This is a genomic window from Pseudomonas sp. FH4 (assembly GCF_000510915.2).
In the GTDB taxonomy this organism is placed as follows: domain Bacteria; phylum Pseudomonadota; class Gammaproteobacteria; order Pseudomonadales; family Pseudomonadaceae; genus Aquipseudomonas; species Aquipseudomonas brenneri.
In genome coordinates this window covers 359,462-384,140 of the sequence record NZ_AOHN01000044.1, presented here as the reverse complement: position 1 = coordinate 384,140, position 24,679 = coordinate 359,462, and the positions used below count along the sequence as shown (strand labels likewise).

Annotated in this window: 23 protein-coding genes; 12 read left to right on the top strand and 11 right to left on the bottom strand. The window is 60.7% G+C overall.

Annotated elements, in window-relative coordinates:
- Positions 1–51: 51 nt before the first annotated feature.
- From H097_RS25995 to H097_RS25980, 4 genes are all read left to right on the top strand, one after another.
- Positions 52–1,299, top strand: a complete 1,248-nt coding sequence (locus tag H097_RS25995; RefSeq protein WP_032863417.1) for an OprD family porin — start codon at positions 52–54, stop codon at positions 1,297–1,299.
- 210 nt (positions 1,300–1,509) lie between these two features.
- The gene (locus tag H097_RS25990; protein ID WP_032863416.1) at positions 1,510–2,685 is read left to right on the top strand and encodes an L-rhamnonate dehydratase; all 1,176 of its coding nucleotides are present in this window, start codon (positions 1,510–1,512) and stop codon (positions 2,683–2,685) included.
- A 13-nt stretch (positions 2,686–2,698) separates the two neighbouring features.
- Positions 2,699–3,694: an AraD1 family protein gene (gene araD1 / locus H097_RS25985; protein WP_032863415.1), complete on the top strand. Its 996-nt coding sequence runs from the start codon at positions 2,699–2,701 to the stop codon at positions 3,692–3,694.
- Between the two features lie 29 nt (positions 3,695–3,723).
- A complete protein-coding gene (locus H097_RS25980) occupies positions 3,724–5,313 on the top strand; it encodes an aldehyde dehydrogenase (NADP(+)) (RefSeq protein ID WP_032863414.1) in 1,590 nt (529 codons plus the stop codon).
- Here H097_RS25980 and H097_RS25975 read toward each other — a convergent pair.
- Positions 5,310–5,675, bottom strand: a complete 366-nt coding sequence (locus tag H097_RS25975; protein ID WP_032863413.1) for a DUF2784 domain-containing protein — start codon at positions 5,673–5,675, stop codon at positions 5,310–5,312. The genes H097_RS25980 and H097_RS25975 overlap by 4 nt on opposite strands.
- A 115-nt stretch (positions 5,676–5,790) precedes the next feature.
- Between H097_RS25975 and H097_RS25970 the strand changes: the two genes are divergently transcribed.
- The gene (locus H097_RS25970) at positions 5,791–6,480 is read left to right on the top strand and encodes an HAD-IA family hydrolase (RefSeq protein WP_032863412.1); all 690 of its coding nucleotides are present in this window, start codon (positions 5,791–5,793) and stop codon (positions 6,478–6,480) included.
- Between the two features lie 24 nt (positions 6,481–6,504).
- Here H097_RS25970 and H097_RS25965 read toward each other — a convergent pair whose 3' ends face one another.
- Entirely contained in the window at positions 6,505–7,251 is a 747-nt protein-coding gene (locus H097_RS25965) for a 3-oxoacyl-ACP reductase family protein (protein ID WP_032863411.1), read from the bottom strand.
- A gap of 127 nt (positions 7,252–7,378) precedes the next feature.
- On the opposite strand from H097_RS25965, the gene H097_RS25960 reads away from it, so the two are divergent.
- Positions 7,379–8,302, top strand: a complete 924-nt coding sequence (locus H097_RS25960) for a LysR family transcriptional regulator (protein WP_032863410.1) — start codon at positions 7,379–7,381, stop codon at positions 8,300–8,302.
- Positions 8,303–8,375: 73 nt separating this feature from the next.
- Positions 8,376–8,849, top strand: coding sequence for an anti-virulence regulator CigR family protein (locus tag H097_RS25955; protein WP_032863409.1), 474 nt, complete (start codon positions 8,376–8,378; stop codon positions 8,847–8,849).
- 14 nt (positions 8,850–8,863) lie between these two features.
- Here the strand turns inward: H097_RS25955 and H097_RS25950 are convergent, their stop codons facing one another.
- From H097_RS25950 to H097_RS25940, 3 genes are all read right to left on the bottom strand, one after another.
- Complete coding sequence (locus tag H097_RS25950) at positions 8,864–9,592, bottom strand: aspartate/glutamate racemase family protein (RefSeq protein ID WP_032863408.1); 729 nt, start codon at positions 9,590–9,592, stop codon at positions 8,864–8,866.
- A gap of 13 nt (positions 9,593–9,605) precedes the next feature.
- A complete protein-coding gene (locus tag H097_RS25945) occupies positions 9,606–11,135 on the bottom strand; it encodes an NCS1 family nucleobase:cation symporter-1 (RefSeq protein WP_032863407.1) in 1,530 nt (509 codons plus the stop codon).
- Between the two features lie 506 nt (positions 11,136–11,641).
- Positions 11,642–12,376, bottom strand: coding sequence for a phosphoadenylyl-sulfate reductase (locus H097_RS25940; protein WP_016973617.1), 735 nt, complete (start codon positions 12,374–12,376; stop codon positions 11,642–11,644).
- 154 nt (positions 12,377–12,530) lie between these two features.
- On the opposite strand from H097_RS25940, the gene thrH reads away from it, so the two are divergent.
- Positions 12,531–13,148: a bifunctional phosphoserine phosphatase/homoserine phosphotransferase ThrH gene (gene thrH / locus H097_RS25935; protein ID WP_029298307.1), complete on the top strand. Its 618-nt coding sequence runs from the start codon at positions 12,531–12,533 to the stop codon at positions 13,146–13,148.
- Between the two features lie 97 nt (positions 13,149–13,245).
- Here thrH and H097_RS25930 read toward each other — a convergent pair whose 3' ends face one another.
- The 6 genes from H097_RS25930 to H097_RS25905 form a co-directional block, all read right to left on the bottom strand.
- Complete coding sequence (locus H097_RS25930; RefSeq protein ID WP_032863406.1) at positions 13,246–13,602, bottom strand: transcriptional regulator; 357 nt, start codon at positions 13,600–13,602, stop codon at positions 13,246–13,248.
- Entirely contained in the window at positions 13,602–13,904 is a 303-nt protein-coding gene (locus tag H097_RS25925; protein WP_032863405.1) for a type II toxin-antitoxin system HigB family toxin, read from the bottom strand. The genes H097_RS25930 and H097_RS25925 overlap by 1 nt, the downstream gene beginning before the upstream one ends.
- 248 nt (positions 13,905–14,152) lie before the next feature.
- On the bottom strand, positions 14,153–15,496 hold the full coding sequence (pabB, locus tag H097_RS25920) for an aminodeoxychorismate synthase component I (protein ID WP_032863404.1): 1,344 nt from the start codon (positions 15,494–15,496) through the stop codon (positions 14,153–14,155).
- Positions 15,497–15,643: 147 nt separating this feature from the next.
- The gene (locus H097_RS25915) at positions 15,644–16,630 is read right to left on the bottom strand and encodes an alpha-L-glutamate ligase-like protein (RefSeq protein WP_032863403.1); all 987 of its coding nucleotides are present in this window, start codon (positions 16,628–16,630) and stop codon (positions 15,644–15,646) included.
- Positions 16,630–18,162, bottom strand: coding sequence for an inactive transglutaminase family protein (locus tag H097_RS25910; RefSeq protein ID WP_032863402.1), 1,533 nt, complete (start codon positions 18,160–18,162; stop codon positions 16,630–16,632). The genes H097_RS25915 and H097_RS25910 overlap by 1 nt, the downstream gene beginning before the upstream one ends.
- 5 nt (positions 18,163–18,167) lie before the next feature.
- On the bottom strand, positions 18,168–18,704 hold the full coding sequence (locus H097_RS25905; RefSeq protein ID WP_032863401.1) for an ATP-dependent zinc protease: 537 nt from the start codon (positions 18,702–18,704) through the stop codon (positions 18,168–18,170).
- Between the two features lie 273 nt (positions 18,705–18,977).
- Between H097_RS25905 and H097_RS25900 the strand changes: the two genes are divergently transcribed.
- The 4 genes from H097_RS25900 (at position 18,978) to acnD (ending at position 24,674) form a co-directional block, all read left to right on the top strand.
- Positions 18,978–19,700 (top strand): GntR family transcriptional regulator, encoded by a 723-nt coding sequence (locus H097_RS25900; protein WP_032863400.1) that lies wholly within the window; start codon positions 18,978–18,980, stop codon positions 19,698–19,700.
- Positions 19,697–20,590, top strand: coding sequence for a methylisocitrate lyase (prpB, locus tag H097_RS25895; protein WP_029298299.1), 894 nt, complete (start codon positions 19,697–19,699; stop codon positions 20,588–20,590). The genes H097_RS25900 and prpB overlap by 4 nt, the downstream gene beginning before the upstream one ends.
- Positions 20,591–20,749: 159 nt before the next feature.
- Positions 20,750–21,877: a 2-methylcitrate synthase gene (gene prpC, locus H097_RS25890; protein WP_032863399.1), complete on the top strand. Its 1,128-nt coding sequence runs from the start codon at positions 20,750–20,752 to the stop codon at positions 21,875–21,877.
- A 202-nt stretch (positions 21,878–22,079) separates the two neighbouring features.
- Positions 22,080–24,674 (top strand): Fe/S-dependent 2-methylisocitrate dehydratase AcnD, encoded by a 2,595-nt coding sequence (gene acnD, locus H097_RS25885; RefSeq protein WP_032863398.1) that lies wholly within the window; start codon positions 22,080–22,082, stop codon positions 24,672–24,674.
- The last annotated feature ends 5 nt before the right edge of the window (positions 24,675–24,679 follow it).

The following is a 24,679-nucleotide window of genomic DNA, read 5'->3' as shown; positions in this document are numbered from 1 at the left end:
GTCTTGTCGGCCTGGAAGGCTTCCTTGTGCCTATAAGAAAAGAGAGCAGCCATGAAACTTGCAGTAATCACACCCACGGCAATAGGGCTGGCACTGGTCACACCGATCAGTCCGTTGATGGCCCAGGAACACGGCTTTATTGAGGATTCGAGCGCCAACCTGCTGATGCGCAATTACTACTTCAACCGCGATTTCCAGGGGGCGAGCGCAACCCGCAACAAGGCCGAAGAATGGGCCCAGGGTTTTATCCTCGACTTCCGTTCCGGCTACACCCAGGGGCTGGTGGGATTTGGCCTGGATGTCAGCGCCATGAGCGGTTTCAAGCTCGACAGCAGCCCGGATCGCACGGGCACCGAGTTGCTGCCACGTCACGATGATGGTCGCGCGCCGGACAGCTATGGACGGGCGGGGGTGACGTTCAAGGCCAAGCTGTCGGCCACCGAGTTGAAGGTCGGTGAGTTGCGCCCGGATATCCCGGTGCTGCGCGCCGATGACGGACGCCTGTTGCCGCAGACCTTTGAGGGGCTGGCACTGACCTCCCGCGAATTTGAAGGCCTGACCCTGAGCGGCGGGCAGATCCGCAAGGTGGCGCAACGCAACTCCACCGATGACCAGGACATGTGGGCCAACCGTTTTCCGGGGGTTACCTCGGATCGTTTCAACTATGTCGGGGCCGAGTATCGCTTCAACCAGGAGCGCACCCAGGTGGGTGTATGGCAGGCGCAGCTCAAAGATATCTACCAGCAGCGCTATTACAACCTGACCCATCGCCAGCCTGTTGGCGACTGGACCCTGGCGGCCAAGCTTGGCTACTTCGTCGATCAGGAGCAGGGCAGTGCCAAGGCGGGCAACCTCGACAGCAAGGCCTGGGGCGGGTTGTTCTCCGCCAGCACCGGGCCGCACACGATGTTTGTCGGGTTGCAACGGGTCAGCGAGGGCACCGGCTGGCTGGCCCTGGCCGGCACCAGCGGCAAGACCATGGCCAACGATTCCTACAACAACAACTTCTCCAATTCCGATGAGCGCTCCTGGCAACTGCGTTACGACTTCAACTTCGTCGCCCTGGGCCTGCCCGGCTTGACCAGCCTGGTGCGCTACATCCACGGCTCTGATGCGAATGTCGGCCTGGTGCGTGATGGCACGTCATGGGAGCGCGATTTCGAATTGGCCTACACGGTGCAAAGCGGCCCGTTCAAAGACGTCAACCTGAGTTGGCGCAACTCCAGCGTGCGCAAAAGCTATGGCGAGGATTACGACGAGAACCGGTTGGTGGTGGCCTACAACCTGAATCTGTTTTAACGCTTCTGGTGGCCAGATAGCCGGTCTGTTTTTTTCAAGCCGGCTCTCCCACTAGAGATAACTCAAGCCTGATTTTTTTCTTAAAACGTATTACCCCAGGCTATCACTGGATGCACACAAGTGATTATCCAGCACCCGACCCCGTGGCTAGAGTTTGCGGACTTGAAGCGCTGCGGTGTCGGCGCTCTGCTCACCCGAAGGAGTTGAATAATGAAAATAAAATCCATCCGTACCCGTGTCTTCGAATGGAAGGGCAAGGTCGTGCCGCCCCAGGCGCACTTTTGCACCAATGCCAGCGACATCCTGTTCGAACGCGGTGACGCCATGGGCTCGTTCCGTTTCCATGGCTGGCTGGTGGTAGAGGTAGAAACCGATACCGGTCTGGTGGGCATCGGCAACTGTGCACTGGCGCCGCGTGTGGCCAAGGAAATCATCGACACCTACCTGGCGCCGATTGCCATTGGCGAAGACCCGTTCGACAACGAATACATCTGGCAGAAAATGTACCGCCAGAGCCACGCCTGGGGTCGCAAGGGCATTGGCATGGCGGCCATTTCGGCAATCGACATCGCCATCTGGGACATCATGGGCAAGGCCGTCAACAAGCCGGTGTTCAAGCTGCTGGGCGGGCGTACCAAGGAGAAGATCTGGACCTACGCGTCCAAGCTTTACGCCAATGACAACCTCGACCTGTTCCTGGAAGAGGCCCAGGGTTATTTGAACCAGGGTTTCACCGCGCTGAAGATGCGCTTTGGCTACGGTCCCAAGGATGGCCCGGCGGGCATGCGCAAGAACATTGAACAAGTGCGGGCCCTGCGCGAGCTGGCCGGGCCGGACGTGGACATCATGCTGGAGTGCTACATGGGCTGGACCCTGGAGTATGCGCGGCGGATGTTGCCCAAGCTGGCCGAGTTCGAACCGCGCTGGCTGGAAGAGCCGGTGATCGCTGACGATATCGAAGGTTATATCGAGCTGAAGAAGATGGGCATCATGCCCATCTCCGGTGGCGAGCATGAGTTCACCTCCTACGGTTTTAAAGACCTGCTGGAACGCCGTGCCGTGGACGTGATCCAGTACGACACCAACCGCGTCGGCGGGATCACCGCTGCGCGCAAGATCAACGCCATGGCCGAGGCTTGGTCGGTGCCGGTCATTCCCCATGCCGGGCAGATGCACAACTACCACCTGACCATGTCCACCACGGCCTCGCCGATGGCCGAGTTCTTCCCGGTGTTTGACGTCGAAGTGGGTAACGAATTGTTCTACTACGTGTTCAAGGGCGAACCGCAACCGGTCAATGGCTATATCCAGCTGGATGACCACACCCCGGGCCTGGGCCTGGAAATTTCCGATGAGTATTTGCACGACTTCAACATCATCGAATAAGGCGGGCCTGGCGATGCGATTGATTCAATTTGAAGACCCGCAAGGGCAACGGCAGGTTGGCTGTGTCGACGGTGCGCAGATCCAGGTGGTGCGCGATACCCGCTCTACCCGTGAACTGGCACTGAGTGCGATCCGCAATGGCATCAGCCTGCGGGATGAGGTGGCCAGGCGCGGCACCGACGCGGGGCCGTTGTATGCCGAGCTGCAGGACACGGCACGGGTCCTGCCACCACTGGACCATGAAGACCCGGCCCACTGCCTGGTCAGCGGCACCGGCCTGACCCATCTGGGCAGTGCCGCGACCCGTGACCAGATGCACCAGCAGGCGGACCAGGGTACGGCGGCGATGACCGACACCATGCGCATCTTCAAATGGGGCCTGGAAGGTGGGAAACCGCCGGCTGGCCAGCCTGGTGCGCAGCCAGAGTGGTTCTACAAGGGGGACGGCAGCATTGTGGTACGCCCCGGCGCGGACTTCCCGGTGCCGCCGTTCGCCGAGGATGCCGGCGAGGAGCCGGAGTTGACCGGCCTGTATGTGATTGGCGATGACGGGCAGCCCTGGCGCCTGGGTTATGCCTTGGGCAACGAGTTCTCCGACCATGTGATGGAGCGCCGTAATTATCTGTACCTGGCCCACTCCAAACTGCGTTTCTGCTGTTTCGGCCCGGAGCTGCGGGTCGGTGAGTTGCCGGCAGACCTGAGTGGCATGAGCCGGATTTTCCGTGAGGGCCAAGTACTGTGGGAGAAGCCGTTCCTGTCGGGTGAAAGCAACATGTGCCACAGCCTGGCAAACCTGGAATATCACCACTTCAAATACGCCCAGTTCCTGCGGCCGGGGGATGTGCATATCCATTTTTTTGGCACTGCCACCCTGTCGTTTGCCGACGGGATTCGTGTACAGCCGGGGGACCGTTTCGAGGTCAGTCTCGACGCCTTCGGTGCGCCGCTGCGCAATGGCATCAGGCTGACCGATGACGTACTGGCGATTGGCGCGATCAAGGCGTTGTGAGCCACCCCATGTTTTTCCAGGAGTCATCCATGTCTCAAATCAGTGGTCATAACTACATCGGCGGCGCCTACAGCGCGGCTGGCGATACCGTACTTCAGAGCTTCGATGCGGTGACCGGGGCGGCGCTGGACGGCCAGTTCATCCAGGCGACCCGTGAAGAGGTCGATGCTGCTGCCTTGGCGGCGAGCGCGGCGTATCCGGCGTACCGCGGTATGGCGGCGGCGCGCCGTGCCGGGTTTCTTGAGGCGATTGCCGCAGAACTCGATGCTCTGGACAGAACCTTCATTGACATCGTTTGCCGCGAAACCGCATTACCCGCTGCACGCATCGAAGGTGAACGCAGCCGTACCAGCAACCAGTTGCGCCTGTTTGCCCAAGTGCTGCGTCGCGGTGACTTCTATGGCGCGCGAATCGACCGCGCCTTGCCCCAGCGCCAACCCTTGCCACGGGCCGACCTGCGTCAGTGCCGCATCGGTGTCGGGCCGGTGGCCGTGTTTGGTGCCAGCAATTTCCCCCTGGCGTTTTCCACTGCCGGTGGCGACACCGCAGCGGCACTGGCGGCCGGCTGCCCGGTGGTGTTCAAAGCGCACAGCGGGCACATGCTCACCAGCGCCTGGGTGGCGGCCGCGATTGGTCGGGCGGTGGAGAAAACCGCAATGCCTGACGGCGTGTTCAATCTGATCTATGGCGGCGGTGTCGGTGAATGGCTGGTCAAGCACCCGGCGATCCAGGCAGTGGGGTTTACCGGGTCGTTGAAAGGCGGCCGGGCATTGTGTGATATGGCTGCGGCACGGGCGCAGCCAATCCCGGTGTTTGCCGAGATGTCGAGCATCAACCCGGTGCTCCTGATGCCGGCGGCATTGGCGTCTCGTGGTGAGGCATTGGCGGCGCAGTTGAGTGCGTCGGTGACCCAGGGTTGCGGCCAGTTCTGCACCAAACCGGGATTGTTGATGGGGGTGCGCTCAGCCGACTTTACGGCGCTGGTCGAAAAGCTCGGCACCAGCCTGGCCGCCTTGCCAGCGCAGTCCATGCTCAATGCCGGGACGTTGCGCAGTTATGAGCAGGGAGTGCAACGCCTGCATGAACACTCGGGGGTTCGCCACATCGCGGGCGCACCACAGCAGGGGAATCAGGCATGGCCTCAGTTGTTCCAGGCCTCGGCGCAGTTGCTGCTTGATGCCGACAAGGTGCTGCAAGAGGAAGTGTTCGGTCCCGCGACCGTGGTTGTGGAGGCGGCGGATGACGCGCAACTGCAGCACATCATCAGTGCCTTGAACGGTCAGTTGACCTTCACCCTGATCGCCGATGAAGCGGATCTGGGGCAGTGCGCGCCGCTGATTTCGCAATTGGAGCAAAAGGCCGGCCGCTTGCTGCTTAACGGTTACCCGACCGGCGTCGAAGTGTGCGATGCGATGGTACATGGCGGGCCTTATCCGGCAACCTCCGATGCCCGGGGTACCTCGGTGGGCACGTTGGCCATCGATCGTTTCCTGCGCCCGGTGTGTTACCAGAACTACCCGGACGCGTTGTTGCCGGCGCCGCTGAAAAATGCCAATCCGCTGGGGATTGCGCGCCTGGTGGATGGAGAGACCACGTCTGCACGCTTGATCGAGCACTAGCGCTGCTGCCAGTGCCGGATGATCCACCCGTACACCGCCAGGTTGACCAGCAACACCAGTGCGCCCAGGCCCAACTGGATCTGTGGCGTCAGCCCGGCGGGGTAAATCAGTGTCAGTACATAGTGCTCGATAAACCCCCCGCCATACCCTTCCTGCCCGGCCAGTTGGCGCAGCAGGTTTTCCCAGCGGGTCAGGGGGCAGGGCAGGTGGAAGAATTCGACCGCCATGCCCCAGGCTGCGGCGGGCAGGTGCAGCCAGATGACTCGGCGCCAGCGCAGGGCGAGCAGGCCACCGAACAGTACAAACAGGATAAAACACAGGTGAAACAGCACCAGGCTGTCGGCAGCAATGCGCAAAAGCATGTCGGGGTCGCTTGAACGGATGGGAGGCCAGTCTAAGGGATAATCAGTTGCTTGCAGGCCGACAGGGCCGTTATTGTGCTGAATCCTTTTAGTCCTTTGCCACGGATCTTTTGTGATGAGCGCATCGCGTACTGCTGTCGGCCCGATCAAGGCCGTGATTTTCGATATGGACGGGTTGTTGCTGGATACCGAAGGCATCTACACCGAAGTCACGCAGATCATCGCCGAGCGCTATGGCCGCACTTACGACTGGGGCATCAAGCAGCACATCATTGGCCGTGGTGCTCAGGACCTGGCTGAATACGTGGTCAAGGCGCTGGATTTGCCGATCAGCCCTGAAGAGTTCCTGCGTATCCGTGAGCCGTTGATGAGCGAGCGCTTTCCCAAGGCGCTGGGCATGCCGGGTGCCGAGGTGTTGGTGCGGCATTTAAGTGCGCACAATATCCCGATAGCCGTGGGCACCAGTTCGTCGCGTAACTCGTTCGAGCACAAGACCACGCTGCACCGTGAGTGGTTTAGCCTGTTCGGCACTATCGTCACCGCCGACGACCCGGAGGTCGGTGCTGCCAAGCCGGCGCCGGACATCTTCCTCACCGCCGCCCGCCGCCTGGGCGTTGCGCCCGAGGATTGCCTGGTGTTTGAAGACTCACCGTTTGGCGTGACGGCGGCCAAGGCTGCGCACATGACCGCTATCGCTGTGCCTGATGAAGCCATGGCCGACAGCAAGTACGCGCATGCCGACCAGATCATCCGCAAACTCGCGGACTTCGACCTGGCTGCCTACGGCCTGCCGCCCCTGCGCTGAATCTGTAGGAACGGCAGAAGGTGTTCAGGCGCTGAAACCGCCATCAATGGTCAAGCTGGCGCCGGTGATGTAGCCGGCTTCCGGCCCCACCAGATAAGCGACAAAGCTGGCCACTTCCTCGACATGGCCATAACGGCCAACCGCCATAAACCCGATCAGGCTCTCGGCAAACTCACTGTTGGCCGGGTTCATATCGGTGTCCACCGGGCCCGGTTGCACGTTGTTGATGGTGATGCCCCGTGGCCCCAGGTCGCGCGCCAGGCCTTTGGTCAAGCCCACCAGTGCCGCCTTGCTCATGGCATAGGGGCCGCCGCCGGCGAATGGCATGCGTTCAGCGTTGGTGCTGCCGATATTGATGATGCGTCCGCCTTCGCCCATGTGCCGGGTGGCTTCCTGAGTGGCGATAAATACGCTGCGTACGTTGATGGCCAGGGTCTGGTCAAAATCTTCCAGGGTGAAATCTTCCAGCGGGCCGACCGCCAGCACACCTGCATTGTTCACCAGGATATCCAGGCGCCCGAACGCCTTGACGGTGGCGTTTACCGCATTGCGGATGGCGTTCGCGTCGGCGCTGTCGGCGTGAATCGCCAAGGCTTGGCCGCCAGCGCTGATAACGCTGTTCTGCAGGGCCTCGGCCTTGGCGGCGGAGCTGACATAAGTGAAGGCAACGGCTGCACCTTGTGCCGCAAGGCGCTGGACGATGGCGGCACCGATGCCGCGGGAACCGCCCTGGATCAAGGCAACTTTACCGCTGAGGTTTTGCGTGGTCATGTCGATCTCCAGATCATTCAAGGCGAGGCTGCCTTGTTGTTGGAATTGAGTATCGACCTCGTTGGCCGGTCTCGGTAGACCGTGATTGCTATAGTCTGTGTAAACCAAAAGTTTAGAGTGTGGCGAGATGGAAAGCTTTGGCAGTATCGAATGCTTTGTGCGCAGTGCCGAAGGTGGCAGCTTTGCCGAGGCGGCCCGGCACCTGAGCCTGACCCCGGCGGCCGTCGGCAAAAGCGTCGCCAAGCTGGAGGCGCGCCTGGGCGTGCGACTGTTTCAGCGCAGTACGCGGCGCCTGACATTGACCGAAGCCGGCCAGTTGTTCCTGGAGCAAGTCGGCGCCAGCCTCACGACTATCCAGAATGCCGTGGCAAACCTGGCCAGTGCCGAAGGCCGGCCGGTGGGCACGCTCAAGGTGAGCATGGGCACCGTATTCGGCAATCGCTACGTGGTGCCCTTGCTGGCGGAGTTTTTGCGGCGATTTCCTGATATCAGCCCCGATTGGCACTTTGATAACCGTCAGGTCGACCTGGTCGGCCAAGGCTTCGATGCGGCCATTGGCGGCGGGTTCGAACTGCCCCAGGGAGTGGTTGCACGCAAATTGACCCCGGCCCACCGGATTTTGGTGGCCTCCGCCGATTACCTGGCGCAACGCCTGCCTGTGCGGGCCCCCGAAGACCTGGCGCTGTGCAATGGCATCCTGATTCGTTCGCCGCAAACCGGGCGCGTGCGCACCTGGCAATTGACCAACCGCGCCCGTGAGCAGCGGCCGTTGATGCTCAAGCCGCGCATGACCATGGGCGACTCTGAAGCGGCATGTTGCGCTTGTAGCCAAGGCTTGGGCATTGCGCTGGTGAGCATGCCGATGGCCGTGCCGTTCCTCGAAAGCAAACAGTTGCAACGGGTGCTGCCCGACTGGTACGTCGATGACGGCAACATCTCCCTGTATTACGCCGAGCATAAGTTGCTACCGGGCAAGACTCGGGTATTTGTCGACTTCATCATCGAACAGTTTGCCCAGCAACAGCTGGCGCAGCGGTTCCGCGCGGTGTAGGGGCGGAACTTGTGAGCGGTATCTGTTCTAAGCTGATACGAGCCAATGGGGCTTGCGACTGTCGAGATCAATCATGTCCAAATCACGCGTGTTGATTGTGTTCACCAGCCTGGCGTTGATCGCAGGTTCCCCGGCGCTGCTGGCCGATCCCGGCAATGGCAATGGCAATGGCAAGGACAAAGGCAGTGCCCATGGCAATAAAGGCGGGCAGGGCGGCTCGGGCAATCAGGGCCAGGGCGGCGGCAAGAAAGGCGGGGGTGGCGGCAATTACAGTGCGCCGCAGATTGATATCGGTGGCGTGCGGGTCATCCTCGGTGATAACCGCGACTACTGGCGCGGTGGTTCGTCCCTGCCGCCGGGTATCCAGAAAAACCTCGCCCGGGGCAAACCCCTGCCACCGGGGATTGCCAAGAAACTCGATGGCCGCCTGTTGGGGCGCCTGCCCCATTACGACGGTTACGAATGGCAGCAGGCGGGCACCGACCTGATCCTGGTGACGATCGCCACCGGGATCATTTATGAAGTGCTCAACGATGTGCTGAACTGATCGAAACCGGTCACTCAGCGTCCGAACTTCCCCGGCCAACCGATGACTTTCTTTGGCCGGGGTGTCGCATAGGTCCGCACCTTCGAGGTCGACAAGCCCAGCCTGACCAGTGATTCGGCCAGGGTCACGGCGGCGGTCACACCATCCACCACCGGCACGCCGGTGCGTTGACGGATCTGTTCATCCAGCCCGGCCATGCCGCCGCAACCCAGGCAGATCACTTCGGCCTTGTCTTCGCTGATGGCCAGTTCGGCCTGGCGCACAATCGCTTCCATGGCCCGCAACGGGTGCTCTTCCAACTCCAGCACCGCCATGCCACTGGCCCGTACCGAGGCGCAGCGCTCATACAGCCCGGAGAGCTTGAGTCGGTCTTCGATCAGCGGCACCGTGCGGTCCAGAGTCGTGACCACTGAGTAAGCATGGCCAAGGAACATCGCGGTGCTGGCCGCAGCGTCGGTGATGTCCACCACCGGCACGTTCAGCAACTCCTGCAAACCTTCACGGCCATGCTCGCCATAACCGGCCTGGATCACGGCGTCGAATGGCTGGTCGTAGGCCATTACCCGGTCCATCACCGCAATGGCCGCCAGGTAGCTTTCGAAATTGCCTTCCACCGATTCGGCGCCAAAAAACGGGGTCAACCCGACAATTTCGGTGCCCGCTGCCGCCACGCTGCGGGCCTGCTGGGCGATGGCTTGGGTGATGGATTCGGTGGTGTTGACGTTGATGACAAGAATGCGCATGGAATGTCCTTGATCAATGGCTGACATTGTCGACAGCGATGGCTTCGCCACTGATGTCGGCATAGAACGGTTGGCGCTTGGCGATCAGCAGGTACAGCACCCCGGCAATGCCGGCCCCAAACAACCAGGAGAATGGCGAGACGCTGGCAAACCCCGGCAGCAGCGCCAGCACAATGGCGATCACCGCCGCCGGGACAAACGCTGCCACCGCTCGCAGGTTGACCCCGCGGCTGTAGTAATAAGCGCCATTGGGGTCTTCGCTATACAGTTGCGGCACGTCGATCTGGCCCTTACGGATCAGCCAGTAGTCCACCATGATTACGCCATACAGCGGGCCCAGCAGCGCGCCCAGGCCGGAGAGGAAGTACACGATCACCAGTGGGCTGTTGTAGAGGTTCCACGGCAGGATCAGTACCGCGAGGAAGGCGCTGATCAGCCCGGCGCGGCGGAAGTTCAGGTACTTGGGCGCCAGGTTGCTCAGCACAAAGGCCGGGGCAACGAAGTTGGCCATGATGTTCACCGCCACGGTGACGATCAGGAACGCCAGGCAACCGAGCACCAGGAAGAAGGTATTGGGGATGGCTGCGATGATCTGGGTAGGGCTTTCGATTACCTGTCCATTGAGTTGGAACTGCCCGCCACACAGCAGCACGGTGATGATCGCGAACACCAGGATGTTCACCGGCAGGCCCCAGAAGTTACCGACCTTGATGGTCTTGCGGCACGGCGAGGAGCGGGCGAAGTCGCAGAAATTGAGGATCAGCGTGCCGTAGATCGCCAGCCACAAGGCGCCGCCGGCAAAGATATTGCGCCACATTTCGCCGCCGCTCAGAGGTTCGCGGATTGACCAGGCGATATTGCCGCTGGCCTGGAAGTACATCCAACCGGCCAGCGCCGCAACGGTCAGTAGAATCACCGGGCCGGCAAAACCTTCGTAGCGGCGGACCATTTCCATGCCGTAGGCCAGGATCACCAGTTGCACGAACCAGATGATCACAAAGCACGCCCAGCCCAAGGTTGAGAGGCCGAGGATCGCGTTGTGGTCGTAGTCGGCAAATCCTGGATGAATCGCCACCAACAGCACACGGAATACCACTGATGCGAGGTAGGTTTGAATCCCGAACCAGGCGATGGCGATCACGGCCCTGATCAGTGCGGGAATTTGCGCACCATGTATGCCGAAACTTATCCGGCTGATTACCGGAAACGGCACGCCGGTTTTCTGGCCCATGTAACCCGACAAGTTCATGAAGAAATACACCAGCGCCGCGCCGATCCCCAGGGACAACAGAATCTGCCAGCCGCCCAGGCCCAGGGCGTACAAGCCGATGGCAAAGGAATAGTTGGCGATGTTGTGCACATCGTTGGTCCATAGGGCAAAGATGCTGTAGCCGCCCCAGCGCCGGCCTTCGACCTTGGTGGGTGCCAGGTCCTTGTTATGCAGGCGCGGGCTCAGTACCAGCGGGCCAGGCGTGGTGGCCGTGGGTATTGACGTGGAGGAGGGCAGATCCAGTGCGAGGTTGTTGGAGAGACTTGTACGCATTCCGGCAGGCTCCTGGCATCTGCAGCAGGCGCGGACGCCTGGCATGCGGACACAAAGTGTATGATGGTTGTTGTTGAAGTTGTATACAAAGACTTCAACTCTCTTAGCCACTTGTGTGCCAGGTTTTATCTATCAAAAGTTTGGTTTATTTCGTTTTTGCATACTCGATTAATAAATGGCTGAATTTAAACAGTTATAAGTTGACCATTTGAACAGGTATTTATTTTTATGCGGGAATTTAGGAATAGGTTATGTAGGAAGTTGGCTGAGAAGGGGTGTAACTTTTCGGTGCGTAATTATTAAAGTGCACACAAAAATGGCACGGATGGTTACGTTTATGTGTACATAATGATGGTGTGCCGCAAGCAAATGTGGGAGCGGGCTTGCTCGCGAAAGCGGTGTATCAGTTAGCGAAATAGAGACTGATACACCGCTTTCGCGAGCAAGCCCGCTCCCACACAAGATCACCACACAAGCTCACCCGACATTTGTCATGTGTCGCCAGATCAGGCCTTGCTGATGATGTTCCCCGCATGCAGCCCGCATTCCTTCTGCGTCGCCTCTTCCCACCACCAGCGGCCTTCGCGCTCATGCTGGTTCGGCAACACCGGGCGGGTGCATGGCTCGCAGCCGATGCTGATAAAGCCGCGTTCGTGCAGGCTGTTGTAAGGCAGTTCCAGCATGCGGATATAGCCCCAGACCTCTTCGCTGGTCATTTGCGCCAGCGGGTTGAACTTGTAGAGGGTGCGTTCCGGCGTGGAGAACGCCGTGTCGATTTCCAGGGCTGCCACCTGGCTGCGGGTGCCGGGGCTCTGGTCGCGGCGCTGGCCGGTGGCCCAGGCGCTGACGCCCGAGAGTTTGCGGCGCAGCGGCTCGATCTTGCGCACGCCGCAGCATTCGCCATGGCCGTCCTTGTAGAAGCTGAACAAGCCCTTTTCCTTGACGAAGGGTTCCAGCTTGCTCTGGTCCGGGGAAATCAACTCGATATCAATCTTGTAGAAGTCACGCACCTGCTCGATAAACCGGTAGGTCTCCGGGTGCAGGCGGCCGGTGTCGAGGCTGAAGACCTTGACGTTTTTGTTCAGCTTCCAGGCCATATCCACCAGCACCACGTCCTCGGCACCGCTGAAGGAGATCCACAGGTCATCGCCGAACTGGCTGAACGCCAGCTTGAGGATGTCCTGGGCGGACTTGTTGGCATAGGTCGCGGCGAGTTCAGCGACGTCGAAGGCTTGGTTCATCAGGACGGTTCCTACAGGTCAGTGGCGCTGAGCGCTCTATAGGAGTGGGATGTTAACAAAATCCGCTCTGCGTTGCGGCGGCCAGCGCGAATCGCTAGAGTTCGGCAGTCCTTTTGCTCGCTCAACTGAAAAAAAATCCAAATGGGAGTGTCTTGTGGAAATTGCCTGTCTCGACCTGGAAGGGGTGCTGGTTCCGGAAATCTGGATCGCCTTTGCTGAAAAAACCGGTATTGAATCCTTGCGGGCGACCACCCGGGACATTCCCGACTACGACGTACTGATGAAGCAGCGCCTGCGGATTCTCGACGAACACGGTTTGAAACTGTCGGATATCCAGGAAGTGATCGCCACCCTCAAGCCGCTGGAGGGGGCCATCGAGTTCGTCGATTGGCTACGCGAGCGCTTCCAGGTGGTGATCCTGTCGGACACCTTCTATGAGTTTTCCCAGCCGTTGATGCGCCAACTGGGCTTTCCGACCCTGCTTTGCCACCGTTTGATCACCGATGAAAATGATCGGGTGGTGAGCTATCAACTGCGCCAGAAAGATCCCAAGCGCCAGTCGGTGCTGGCCTTCAAGACCTTGTACTACCGCGTGATCGCGGCCGGGGACTCCTACAACGACACCACCATGCTCGGGGAAGCGGATCGTGGGATTCTGTTCCATGCGCCGGAAAACGTGATTCGCGAGTTCCCGCAGTTCCCGGCGGTGCATACCTTTGAGGACTTGAAGCGGGAGTTCATCAAGGCTTCGAATCGTTCGTTGAGCCTGTAGGTGATTTAGCGAGGCTGGTTGCCTCATCGCGAGCAAGCCCGCTCCCACACTGTGGGCGCGGGCTTGCTCGCGATAGGGCCCTCTAAAACGCTAAAGATCAAGCTCCCGCAAGCAACTGCTCATAAGGAATGCGCAAACCCTCATGCAGGCGCTTGATCATGGCCAGGCTCAACTTGCGCTTGTGGTTCAGCACTTCGGACACGCGGCCGCTGGAGCCGATAAAGGGTTCCAGGTCCCGAGCCGTCAGGCCCAGTTGGTCCATGCGAAACTTGATTGCCTCCACTGGATTGGAAGGCGGCATGGGAAAGTGTTCGTCTTCGTATTTTTCGATCAGTAGCGCGAGGATTTCCAGCTCATCACCTGCCGGCGAGCCGATCTCTGCCCCCCATAGATGATCCACGCGCGCCAGTGAAGCGGCCAGGTCTTCGGGGGTACGAATAGGTTTGATGTGCATCACACAGTCTCCGCGTTGATCTGGTCGTACTGGGCGTGGGTGCCAACAAACCGTATGAAACCCAGCTGCCGCAAATAGTCGATCGCCATGATCACTCGATATTTATTGCCGCCGATATTGAACACCACCCTTCCACCTTTGAGGATACTTGCGGTGCGAAGCTCCGCCTTCAGGTCTTGGGGCCTGTGAAAGGTGGATTTCGCCATATGGCGATACCATTCAATCAGTGGTGTTTTGGCGTCGGTGTAAGCCGGGCTGCTTTCCCAGAACTCCCTCAAGGTGGCTCTTGCGATCAGTCGCATAAATCAAGCCTCCCAATTTGGGAGATATTAGGTGTCACATCTTGGATTTGCAACCCCTGGCAGGGAGCGCGATGCGTAGGAAATGGGCTTTGCTTCAACGGTGCAAGCGATAAAACGATAAAGGCAATAAGCAGTCGATCCATGTGATCCCTCACAGACGGCCAAGTGGAATGCTGATGGACGCTATCCTTGCGCTCCAGTACTGTCCACGGCGCTTCTGATTCAGGTTCTTTCCCTGGGAGGTGCGCTTACAGCCCTTCCAGCGTTTGCAGCAACACCCGCACCTTGGTCATCGATTCCTGATACTCCGCCTGCCACTCGGAGTCCGCGACGATCCCGCCGCCGCCCCAGCAACAGACCTGGCCATCCTTGACCAGCAGGCTGCGAATGGCGATTGAGCTGTCCATCTCGCCGCGTACATCCAGGTACAACAATGAGCCGCAGTACAGTCCGCGTCGGGTCGGTTCCAGCTCGTCGATGATCTGCATCGCGCGGATCTTCGGTGCGCCGGTGATCGAGCCGCCGGGGAAGCTGCCGGCGACCAGGTCCAGGGCGTCTTTGCCGTCGGCCAGTTCGCCGGTGACGCTGCTGACCAGGTGATGCACGTTCGGGTAGCTTTCCAGGCTGAACAGCTCCGGCACCTTGACCGAGCCGGTGCGGCAGGTGCGGCCCAGGTCATTGCGCAGCAGATCGACGATCATCAGGTTCTCTGCACGATCCTTGGGGCTGGCCAGGAGTTCGGCGGCGTTGGCCGCATCCTCCTGGGGGGTCAGCCCTCGGGGGCGGGTGCCCTTGATCGGGCGGGTTTCCACCTGGCGTTGGCTGATCCGGACGAAACGCTCTGGCGACAGGCTCACGACCGCGCCATCGTCCGGCAGGCTCTGAAAGCCCGAGAACGGTGTCGGGCAAGCGGCACGCAAGGCGCAATAGGCGGCCCAGGGATCACCGTTGCAGGTCGCGCGAAAGCGTTGGGCGAAGTTGACCTGATAGCAGTCACCCGCCTGGATATAGTCCTGGATGCGGGACAGGGCCTGTTCATAGGCACTGGCGCTCAGGTCCGGGGCCATCCGGGTGTGTAGCTTGAAGCTGGCCGGGGTGTGGGCGGCGGGGCGGCTGAACAGTGCCAGCAGCCGTTGCCGTTCGCTTTCCAACAGCTTTGGGTGGAACACCAATTGGCTGGTGCGCGCCTGGTGGTCACTGATCAGCGCCCAGGCATACAGGCCAAAACGTGCGTCGGGCAGGCCCAGGTCGTCGATCGCCTGGTGCGGCAGGTGTTCCAGATGGCGGCCAAAATCGTAGCTCAGGTAGCCGATCAAGCCGCCGGCAAATGGCAGTTCATACGGTGCGGGCAGGCTGGCTTCACCCAGTAGCGTGAGGTTTTCCCGCAGTCGTTGCAGAAAATCGCTACCGCTTTCGTCCGGCCACACCGCCAGTGTTGCCTCTGGCCAGGCGCTGAGCAGGTCATAGCGACCACGCTCGGCTGCCGGCCGGCCGCTGTCCAGCAGGATGGCGCCAGGGGCATGGCGGATCGCCGCGAAATACTCGGCAGGGTTTTCCAGGTAGGGCAGCGGGTGTACGGAGCAGGTCGACATGCGGGGGGTGGATCAGCCATGGGCGTGGGGAGGGGATTGTAGTCCCCTCCAGGATTTGCTCCTAGAGGGGATGTCGGGGATTGTTGGGTGGACGGCGGTGTGGTCTGTTGGGGCGCCATCGCCGGCAAGCCGGCTCCTACAAGGAGATCAGCCTTCCACGGGTGGAATATGGCCAAACATTTCCTGGGCAAATTTCACGCGTTCTTCCGCCGTTTCCGTCACGCCCGCCGCTTTCAGTTCTTCGAGGCGCGCTTCCACGGCATGGGTGCGCAAGGTCAGGCCGCAATCGTTGGCGATCTGGATGTTCAGCCCCGGCCGGGCATTGAGCTCCAGGATTAATGGGCCTTTTTCCTGGTCCAGCACCATGTCCACCCCGATGTAACCCAGCCCGCACAGCTCGTAGCAGCCGGCGGCGAGCTTCATGAAACCGTCCCAGTTGGGCAGTTGCACGCCGTCTACTGCGTTGGTGGTGTCCGGGTGTTTGGTGATGATGTTGTTCAGCCAGGTGCCGCGCAGGGTCAGGCCGGTGGCCAGGTCCACACCGACGCCAATCGCGCCCTGGTGCAGGTTGGCCTTGCCGCCGGATTGGCGGGTCGGCAAGCGCAGCATGGCCATCACCGGGTAGCCCATCAGCACGATGATGCGGATATCCGGCACGCCTTCGTAGCTGATGCTCTTGAAGATCTGGTCGGGCACCACCCGGTATTCGATCAGTGCGCGGTCACGGTGACCGCCCAGGGAGTAGAGGCCGGTGAGGATGCTGGAAATCTGGTGCTCGATTTCCTCATGGCTGATGATCTTGCCGGACACGGTGCGATAGCGTCCTTCAAAGCGGTCGGCGATCACCAGGATGCCGTCGCCGCCGGCGCCCTGGGCCGGCTTGATCACGAAATCGCTGCGGCCACCGATGATTTCGTCGAGCTTGTCGATTTCTTTTTCGGTGGAAATGATCCCGTACATTTCCGGCACATGGATGCCGGCCGCAATCGCCCGTTCCTTGGTGATGATCTTGTCATCGACAATCGGATACAGGCTGCGCTTGTTGTACTTGAGCACGTAGTCGGCGTTACGCCGGTTGATGCCCATGATGCCCCGCGCTTGCAGGGCCTTCCAGGTCTTCCAGAACCCGAACATTACGAATCAGCCTTGAGGAAGGCCTTGAAACGCACCAGTTCGGTCAGGCGGTAACCGCGATAGCGACCCATGGCCAGCATGAAACCCACCAGGATCAACAGGATCGCCGGGAAGGTGAACACGAAGTAGATCAGCTCCGGCACGCTCATGATGATGTGTGCCAGGGACGCGGCGAACAGGGTACCGATCGCGACTTTCATCGCGTGGCCGCCACCGCGTTCTTCCCAGGTAATCGACAGGCGTTCGATGGTCATGGTCAGGATCACCATCGGGAACAGCGCCACCGACAGGCCGCGCTCCAGGCCCAGCTTATGGCTGAACAGGCTGATGGCCGCGATCAGTACGACCACAAAGGTCAACACCACCGACAAGCGCGGCAGCATCTGCAATTTCAAGTGCTCCAGATAGGAACGCAGAGACAGCCCGAGCGCGGTAATCACGGTAAACAGCACGATGCCAAAGCCCAACTGCGTCTCGCGGAACGCCAGGGCGATCAGCACCGGGGTGAACGTCCCCAGGGTCTGCAGGCCGATAAGGTTGCGCAGGATCAGGATCACCAGCACGCCAATCGGGATCATCACCATGATCATGAAGGTCTGCTGGGTTTGCAGCGGCAGGCCGTAGAGCGAGTATTCGAGGAAGTTGGCGTCGGTGTTCTCATCCGTCAGCTTGGCCAGGCGAATGGCGTTCATCTCGCTGTTGTTCAGGCTGAAGGTCACGGCGGCTTTCTTGCCGCCGTCGACGGTGATCAGGTTTTCATCACCGGTCCACCACAGCAGGCGGTCAGAAGGCAGGCCCTGTTCGCCGGTTTCCGGGTTGAAGTACAGCCAGTCGTTGCCATTGAAGCTGCGCAGCCACAGTTCCGGGGTTTGCGGCTGGTCGGCCACCAGGCGGAGGGTGTGGACCTTTTCCACCGGCACATGGGCGATGGACAGCAGCAACTCGACGATCTTGGCCTTGTGCGGCGTCGACGGATCGCCCGCGAGCAGCAGCTTGACGTTGTCGTCGTTGAGGTTGTTGGTGCGCTTGATGGCTTCGCTGATAAAGGTCTCGACGTCGGCCGAGTGTTGGCGGATCGGCGCCAGCAGGGCTTCGGCGGCGATTTTTTCCGGGCCTTCGACGGCGATGCTGTCGCGGAAGGTCGGGCCCTTGACCTTGAGCTTTTCACCGCTGTAGCGCTTGGTCAGCACCAGGCGGTAGTAGAGGGTCTGGTTGCCCTTGGCGCGCCGGGCCGACCAGGTGACCTTGCGGTTGCCGTCGATGCGATTGACGCTCACCCCGTAGTTATTGGAGATGAAACTCTCATTGAGGCTGACGAAGTCGCGACTCAGGGGCGGCACGAACATCTGCACCTTGACCGGGTCCTTGGCGTTGGCGACGAACTCGACCTTGGCGTCGATGTTCCACAGGTCGTCAGTGGCGTCTTCGGTCACCGGGATGCCGAGGACGAAGATCTGATAGGCCGTGACCGAAATGCCCAGTACCACCAGGACGGCGATCAGAATCTTCAGGTGCATAGTAAGAGAGCGCATTGGAATTACTCGGCGGTATGAGCGTCGGTGGCGCAGGCAGGTTTGCCTGCTGCGTATTTAAGACTGGGGTCGACCAGCGCATCAAAGCGTTTCAAGGCTTCGGAGCCGATCAGCAGCGGATATTGGAAGGCGCTGCGGTCAGTCAAGTTCACTTCGATACTGCGTAAAGCGGTGCCCATGCAGATATCCAGGGCAATCACCGGACGGGCGGTGTAGTTCTTGTCCTCATCGGGGTCGTAGTCACCGGCGCGGCGCTTGATCTTGCTGACGCGGGCCAGGGGGCGCTCGATGGGGTGCGAATGGGCGGTATCGATGGCCAGGTAGAAGCGCACCCAGGATTCACCATTGCGCTTGAAACGCTTGATATCCCGGGCACTCAAGGACGCGGTCTTGGCGCCGGTGTCGAGCTTGGCGGCGACTTCCAGGTCAATGCCCGCCAGCTTGGCGTATTCATTGAGGCCATACACGGTCTTCTCGGCAGCGAAACCAAGGCCCGGAAACAACAGTAGGCAAAGCAATAGGGGGAAGGGCTTGAGTCTCATAGATCCTGAGGCGGTGCAGTGCGATGTTTGATTCAAGGCGACTGGCATTGCTGCGCAAGCTCCCTCGTGCGCCTTTTCATCAATAGATGTCAGGCAAATGCGGCGGGCATTCTAACATGAAGGTTTTCTGGCGCCAGCGCTGGCAGGCGGCCATGCCCTTATAAGGTGCAAGCAGGGTTATTAGACGATTGTCGACAATGTGTATTTATTCTTTGACTATCTTGGGCTGATTGGCTAGTTTTTGCGGCATTGATTTTAAAGGTGTCGACAATCATGCTGGATCAACTGGAAATTCCGGTGGCAGGGCAGGACGATTCCCAGACGATGTCCGAGAATGTCTTCCGCCGTATCCAGGCCGCCATCGTCAAGGGCGAGATAGCCCCCGGCAGCAAGATCTCGGAACCGGAGCTGGCGCGCACCTACGGCATCAGCCGTGGCCCGCTGCGCGAGGCGATCCACCGCCTGGAAGGCCAGCGCCTGCTGGTGCGCGTGCCCCATGTTGGCGCGCGGGTGGTGTCCCTGAGCGAGGCCGAACTGGTGGAACTCTACGAAATCCGCGAGTCCCTCGAAGGCATGGCCTGCCGCCTGGCCGCCGAGCGCATGACCGACGAAGAAATCGAGGAGCTGCGCCAGGTCCTGCACACCCATGAACGCGATGCCGCGTTCCAGGCCGGTGTTGGCTACTACCAGCAGGAAGGCGACTTCGACTTTCATTACCGGATCATTCAAGGCGCACGCAACCGCACCTTGACCCAGATGTTGTGCGGCGAGCTGTATCAATTGGTGCGCATGTACCGCATCCAGTTCTCCGCCACCCCCAATCGTCCACGCCAGGCCTTTGCCGAGCATCACCGTATTCTTGACGCGATTGCCGATCGCGACGGTGAACTGGCCGAGTTGTTGATGCGCCGGCATATCGGCGCCTCCAAACGCAATATCGCCCGTCACTTCCCCGACGGCGCCCCCCAGACAGTCACTCCACGAGGTGAGTCATGAGTTCCTATAAAAACAGCACCCCAGGCCAGCGTTTCCGTGACGCCGTCGCCAGCGAACACCCGTTGCAAGTGGTTGGCGCGATCAACGCCAACCATGCCCTGCTGGCCAAGCGCGCCGGTTTCAAGGCCATTTATCTGTCCGGTGGCGGTGTTGCTGCGGGCTCCCTCGGTGTGCCGGACCTGGGCATCACCGGCCTGGACGATGTGTTGACCGATGTGCGCCGTATTACCGACGTGTGCGACCTGCCGCTGCTGGTGGATGTGGACACCGGTTTCGGTTCCTCGGCCTTCAACGTGGCGCGCACCGTCAAGTCGATGATCAAGTTCGGTGCTGCCGCGATCCATATCGAGGACCAGGTGGGCGCCAAGCGCTGCGGTCATCGCCCGAACAAAGAAATCGTGTCCCAACAGGAAATGGTCGACCGCATCAAGGCCGCCGTGGATGCCCGCACCGATGACAGCTTCGTGATCATGGCGCGCACCGACGCCCTGGCCGTGGAAGGCCTGGAGTCCGCGCTGGAGCGTGCCGCCGCGTGCATCGAGGCCGGTGCCGACATGGTCTTCCCCGAAGCCATTACCGAGCTTGAGATGTACAAGTTGTTCGCTTCGCGCGTGAAAGCGCCAATCCTGGCCAACATCACCGAGTTCGGCGCGACGCCGCTGTACACCACCGAACAGTTGAAATCTGCCGATGTTTCCATCGTGCTGTACCCGCTGTCGGCGTTCCGCGCCATGAACAAGGCCGCCGAAAACGTCTACACCGCGATCCGTCGCGACGGTACCCAACAGAACGTGATCGACACCATGCAAACGCGCATGGAGCTTTACGATCGCATCGACTACCACACCTTCGAGCAGAAGCTCGACGCGCTGTTCGCCGCGAAAAAATAAAGGCTACGTGCTCACTGTAGGAGCGGGCTTGCCCGCGAAGATCGTCAACGATAACGCGGCCAACCTGAATAAACACGGTGCCCTGGCGTTTTTCGCGGGCCAGCCCGCTCCTACAGGGGGCGGTGGTCGCCCTGATAAATATAAGATTGGAGAAGAACCATGGCTGAAGCAAAAGTACTGAGTGGCGCCGGCCTGCGTGGCCAGGTGGCCGGGCAGACAGAATTGTCCACCGTGGGCCAGGCCGGTGCCGGGCTGACTTATCGTGGCTATGACGTACGTGAACTGGCCGCCGACGCGCAGTTCGAAGAAGTCGCCTACCTGTTGTTGTACGGCCAATTGCCGACCAAGGCCGAGCTGGCCGCCTACAGCGCCAAACTGAGCAAGCTGCGTGACCTGCCCCAGGCGCTCAAGGAAGTGCTGGAACGCATCCCCGCCGACGCCCACCCGATGGATGTGATGCGCACCGGTTGCTCGTTCCTGGGCAATATCGAGCCGGAAAAAGACTTCAGCGTGCAGCGCGATGTCACCGACCGCCTGCTGGCGGCCTTCCCGGCGATCATGTGCTATTGGTATCGCTTCAGCCATGACGGCAAGCGCATCGACTGTGTGACCGACGAGCCGTCGATTGGCGGCCACTTCCTGCACCTGCTGCACGGCAAAAAGCCGAGCGAGTTGCACGTCAAGGTCATGAACGTGTCGCTGATCCTCTACGCCGAGCACGAATTCAACGCGTCCACTTTTACCGCGCGTGTCTGCGCCTCGACCCTGTCGGACCTGTATTCCTGCGTCACCGCGGCCATCGGCTCGCTGCGCGGCCCGCTGCACGGCGGGGCGAATGAAGCCGCGATGGAAATGATCGAGCGTTTCTCCTCGGCAGAGGAAGCGGTCGAAGGCACCCTCGGCATGCTGGCGCGCAAGGACAAGATCATGGGCTTTGGCCACGCGATCTATAAAGACAACGACCCGCGCAATGAAGTGATCAAGGGCTGGTCGAAAAAACTCGCCGATGAAGTGGGCGACAAAGTGCTGTTCCCGGTCTCCGAAGCCATCGACAAGACCATGTGGGAGCAGAAGAAACTGTTCCCCAACGCCGACTTCTACCATGCCTCGGCGTACCACTTCATGGGCATCCCGACCAAGCTGTTCACCCCGATCTTCGTGTGCTCGCGCCTGACTGGCTGGGCGGCGCATGTGTTTGAGCAGCGTGCCAACAACCGCATCATCCGCCCAAGCGCCGAATACACCGGCGTCGAGCAGCGCAAGTTCGTGCCAATCGAACGTCGCTGAATGAGGAGACCGACAATCCAGAATGGGTAACCGAATCAAAAATGTGGGAGCGGGCTTGCTCGCGAATGCGGGGCAACAGTCACGGAATGTGTTGAATGACACACCCCATTCGCGAGCAAGCCCGCTCCCACATTTTGACTTCATTCCAATTCTGGGTCGGCACAGGTCTTCCTTTTGTAATTACCGTGACCGAGTCCTGACGATGAACACTGAATTTCGCAAACCGCTCCCCGGCAGCCGCCTGGATTACTTCGACGCCCGCGCGGCTGTCGAGGCAATCACCCCCGGCGCCTACGCCACGTTGCCCTACACCTCCCGCGTGCTCGCCGAGAACCTGGTACGCCGTTGCGACCCGGCAACCCTCAATGCGTCCCTGAGCCAGTTGATCGAACGCAAGCGCGACCTCGACTTCCCATGGTTCCCGGCCCGGGTGGTGTGCCATGACATCCTTGGCCAGACCGCACTGGTGGACCTCGCCGGCCTGCGTGATGCCATCGCCCTGCAAGGCGGCGATCCGGCCCAGGTCAACCCGGTGGTGCCGACGCAACTGATCGTCGACCATTCCCTGGCCGTCGAGGCCGGTGGTTTTGACCCGGACGCCTTCGAGAAAAACCGTGCCATCGAAGACCGCCGTAACGAAGACCGTTTCCACTTTATCGAGTGGACCAAGAAGGCCTTCAAAAACGTCGACGTGATCCCGCCGGGCAACGGCATCATGCACCAGATCAACCTGGAGAAAATGTCCCCGGTGATCCAGGTGCGTGACGGCGTGGCCTTCCCGGATACCTGCGTCGGTACCGACAGTCACACGCCGCATGTGGACGCCCTGGGCGTAATCGCCATCGGCGTTGGCGGCCTGGAAGCCGAGAGCGTGATGCTCGGCCGCGCGTCGTGGATGCGCCTGCCGGAAAGCGTTGGCGTCGAGTTGACGGGCAAACTGCAACCGGGCATCACCGCCACCGACATGGTGCTGGCGCTGACCGAGTTCCTGCGCCAGCAGAAAGTAGTGGGTGCCTGGCTGGAGTTCTTCGGTGAAGGTGCTTCGGCACTGACCCTGGGTGACCGCGCGACCATCTCCAACATGGCCCCGGAGTACGGCGCCACGGCCGCGATGTTCTATATCGACCAACAGACCATTGCCTACCTGAAACTCACCGGTCGCGAAGACGAACAGGTCGCCCTGGTCGAGCAGTACGCTCGCCACACCGGCTTGTGGGCCGATGACCTCAAGGGCGCGCAATACGAGCGTGGCTTGAGCTTCGATTTGTCCAGCGTCGTGCGCAACATGGCCGGCCCGAGCAACCCGCACGCCCGCGTGGCCACCAGCGACCTGGCGGCCAAGGGGATTTCCGGGCAATGGGACGACGTGCCGGGGCAAATGCCCGACGGTGCGGTGATCATTGCTGCCATCACCAGTTGCACCAATACCAGCAACCCGCGCAACGTGATCGCCGCCGGCCTGTTGGCGCGCAATGCCAATAAGCTCGGGCTGGCCCGTAAGCCGTGGGTCAAGTCATCCCTGGCACCGGGTTCGAAAACCGTGGCCATGTACCTCGACGAAGCCGGCTTGACCCGCGAGTTGGAGCAGTTGGGTTTTGGCGTCGTAGCCTTCGCCTGCACTACCTGCAACGGCATGTCCGGTGCACTCGATCCGGTGATCCAGCAAGAAATCATCGACCGTGACCTGTATGCCACCGCCGTACTGTCGGGCAACCGCAACTTCGACGGGCGCATCCACCCGTACGCCAAGCAAGCGTTCCTGGCGTCGCCGCCGTTGGTGGTGGCCTACGCGATTGCTGGCACCATCCGTTTCGATATCGAAAAAGACGTGCTGGGCCTGGATGCCGACGGCAAGGAAATTCGCTTGAAGGACATCTGGCCGAGCGACGAGGAAATCGACGCGGTGGTCAAGGCGTCGGTCAAGCCTGAGCAGTTCCGCCAGGTCTACATCCCGATGTTTGCCATCCATGAAGACACCGGCCCGAAAGTCACGCCGCTGTACGACTGGCGCCCGCAAAGCACCTACATCCGCCGCCCGCCGTACTGGGAAGGCGCCCTGGCCGGCGCACGTCCGCTCAAGGGCATGCGCCCGCTGGCGGTGTTGCCGGACAACATCACCACTGATCACCTGTCGCCGTCCAACGCGATCATGCTCGACAGCGCCGCCGGTGAATACCTGGCAAAAATGGGCCTGCCGGAAGTCGACTTCAACTCTTATGCCACGCACCGAGGCGACCACTTGACCGCCCAGCGCGCGACCTTTGCCAACCCCAAGCTGTTCAACGAAATGGTCCTGGAGAACGGCAAGGTCAAGCAGGGTTCCCTGGCGCGCATCGAGCCGGAAGGCAAGGTCACGCGCATGTGGGAAGCCATTGAGACCTACATGGAGCGCAAGCAGCCACTGATCATCATTGCCGGCGCCGACTACGGCCAGGGTTCGTCCCGCGACTGGGCGGCCAAGGGCGTGCGCCTGGCTGGTGTGGAGGCGATTGCCGCCGAAGGTTTCGAACGTATCCACCGCACCAACCTGGTGGGCATGGGCGTGTTGCCCCTGGAGTTCCTGGCGGGTACTGATCGCAAGACGTTGCAGATCGATGGCAGCGAAACCTATGACGTGATCGGCGAACGCACCCCGCGTGCGCAGTTGACCCTGGTGATCAACCGCAAGAATGGCGAACGTGTCGAGGTGCCGGTGACCTGCCGCCTGGACACTGCTGAAGAAGTGTCGATCTACGAGGCGGGCGGCGTGTTGCAGCGCTTTGCCCAGGACTTCCTGGAGTCGGCGGCCACCGCCTGACATAA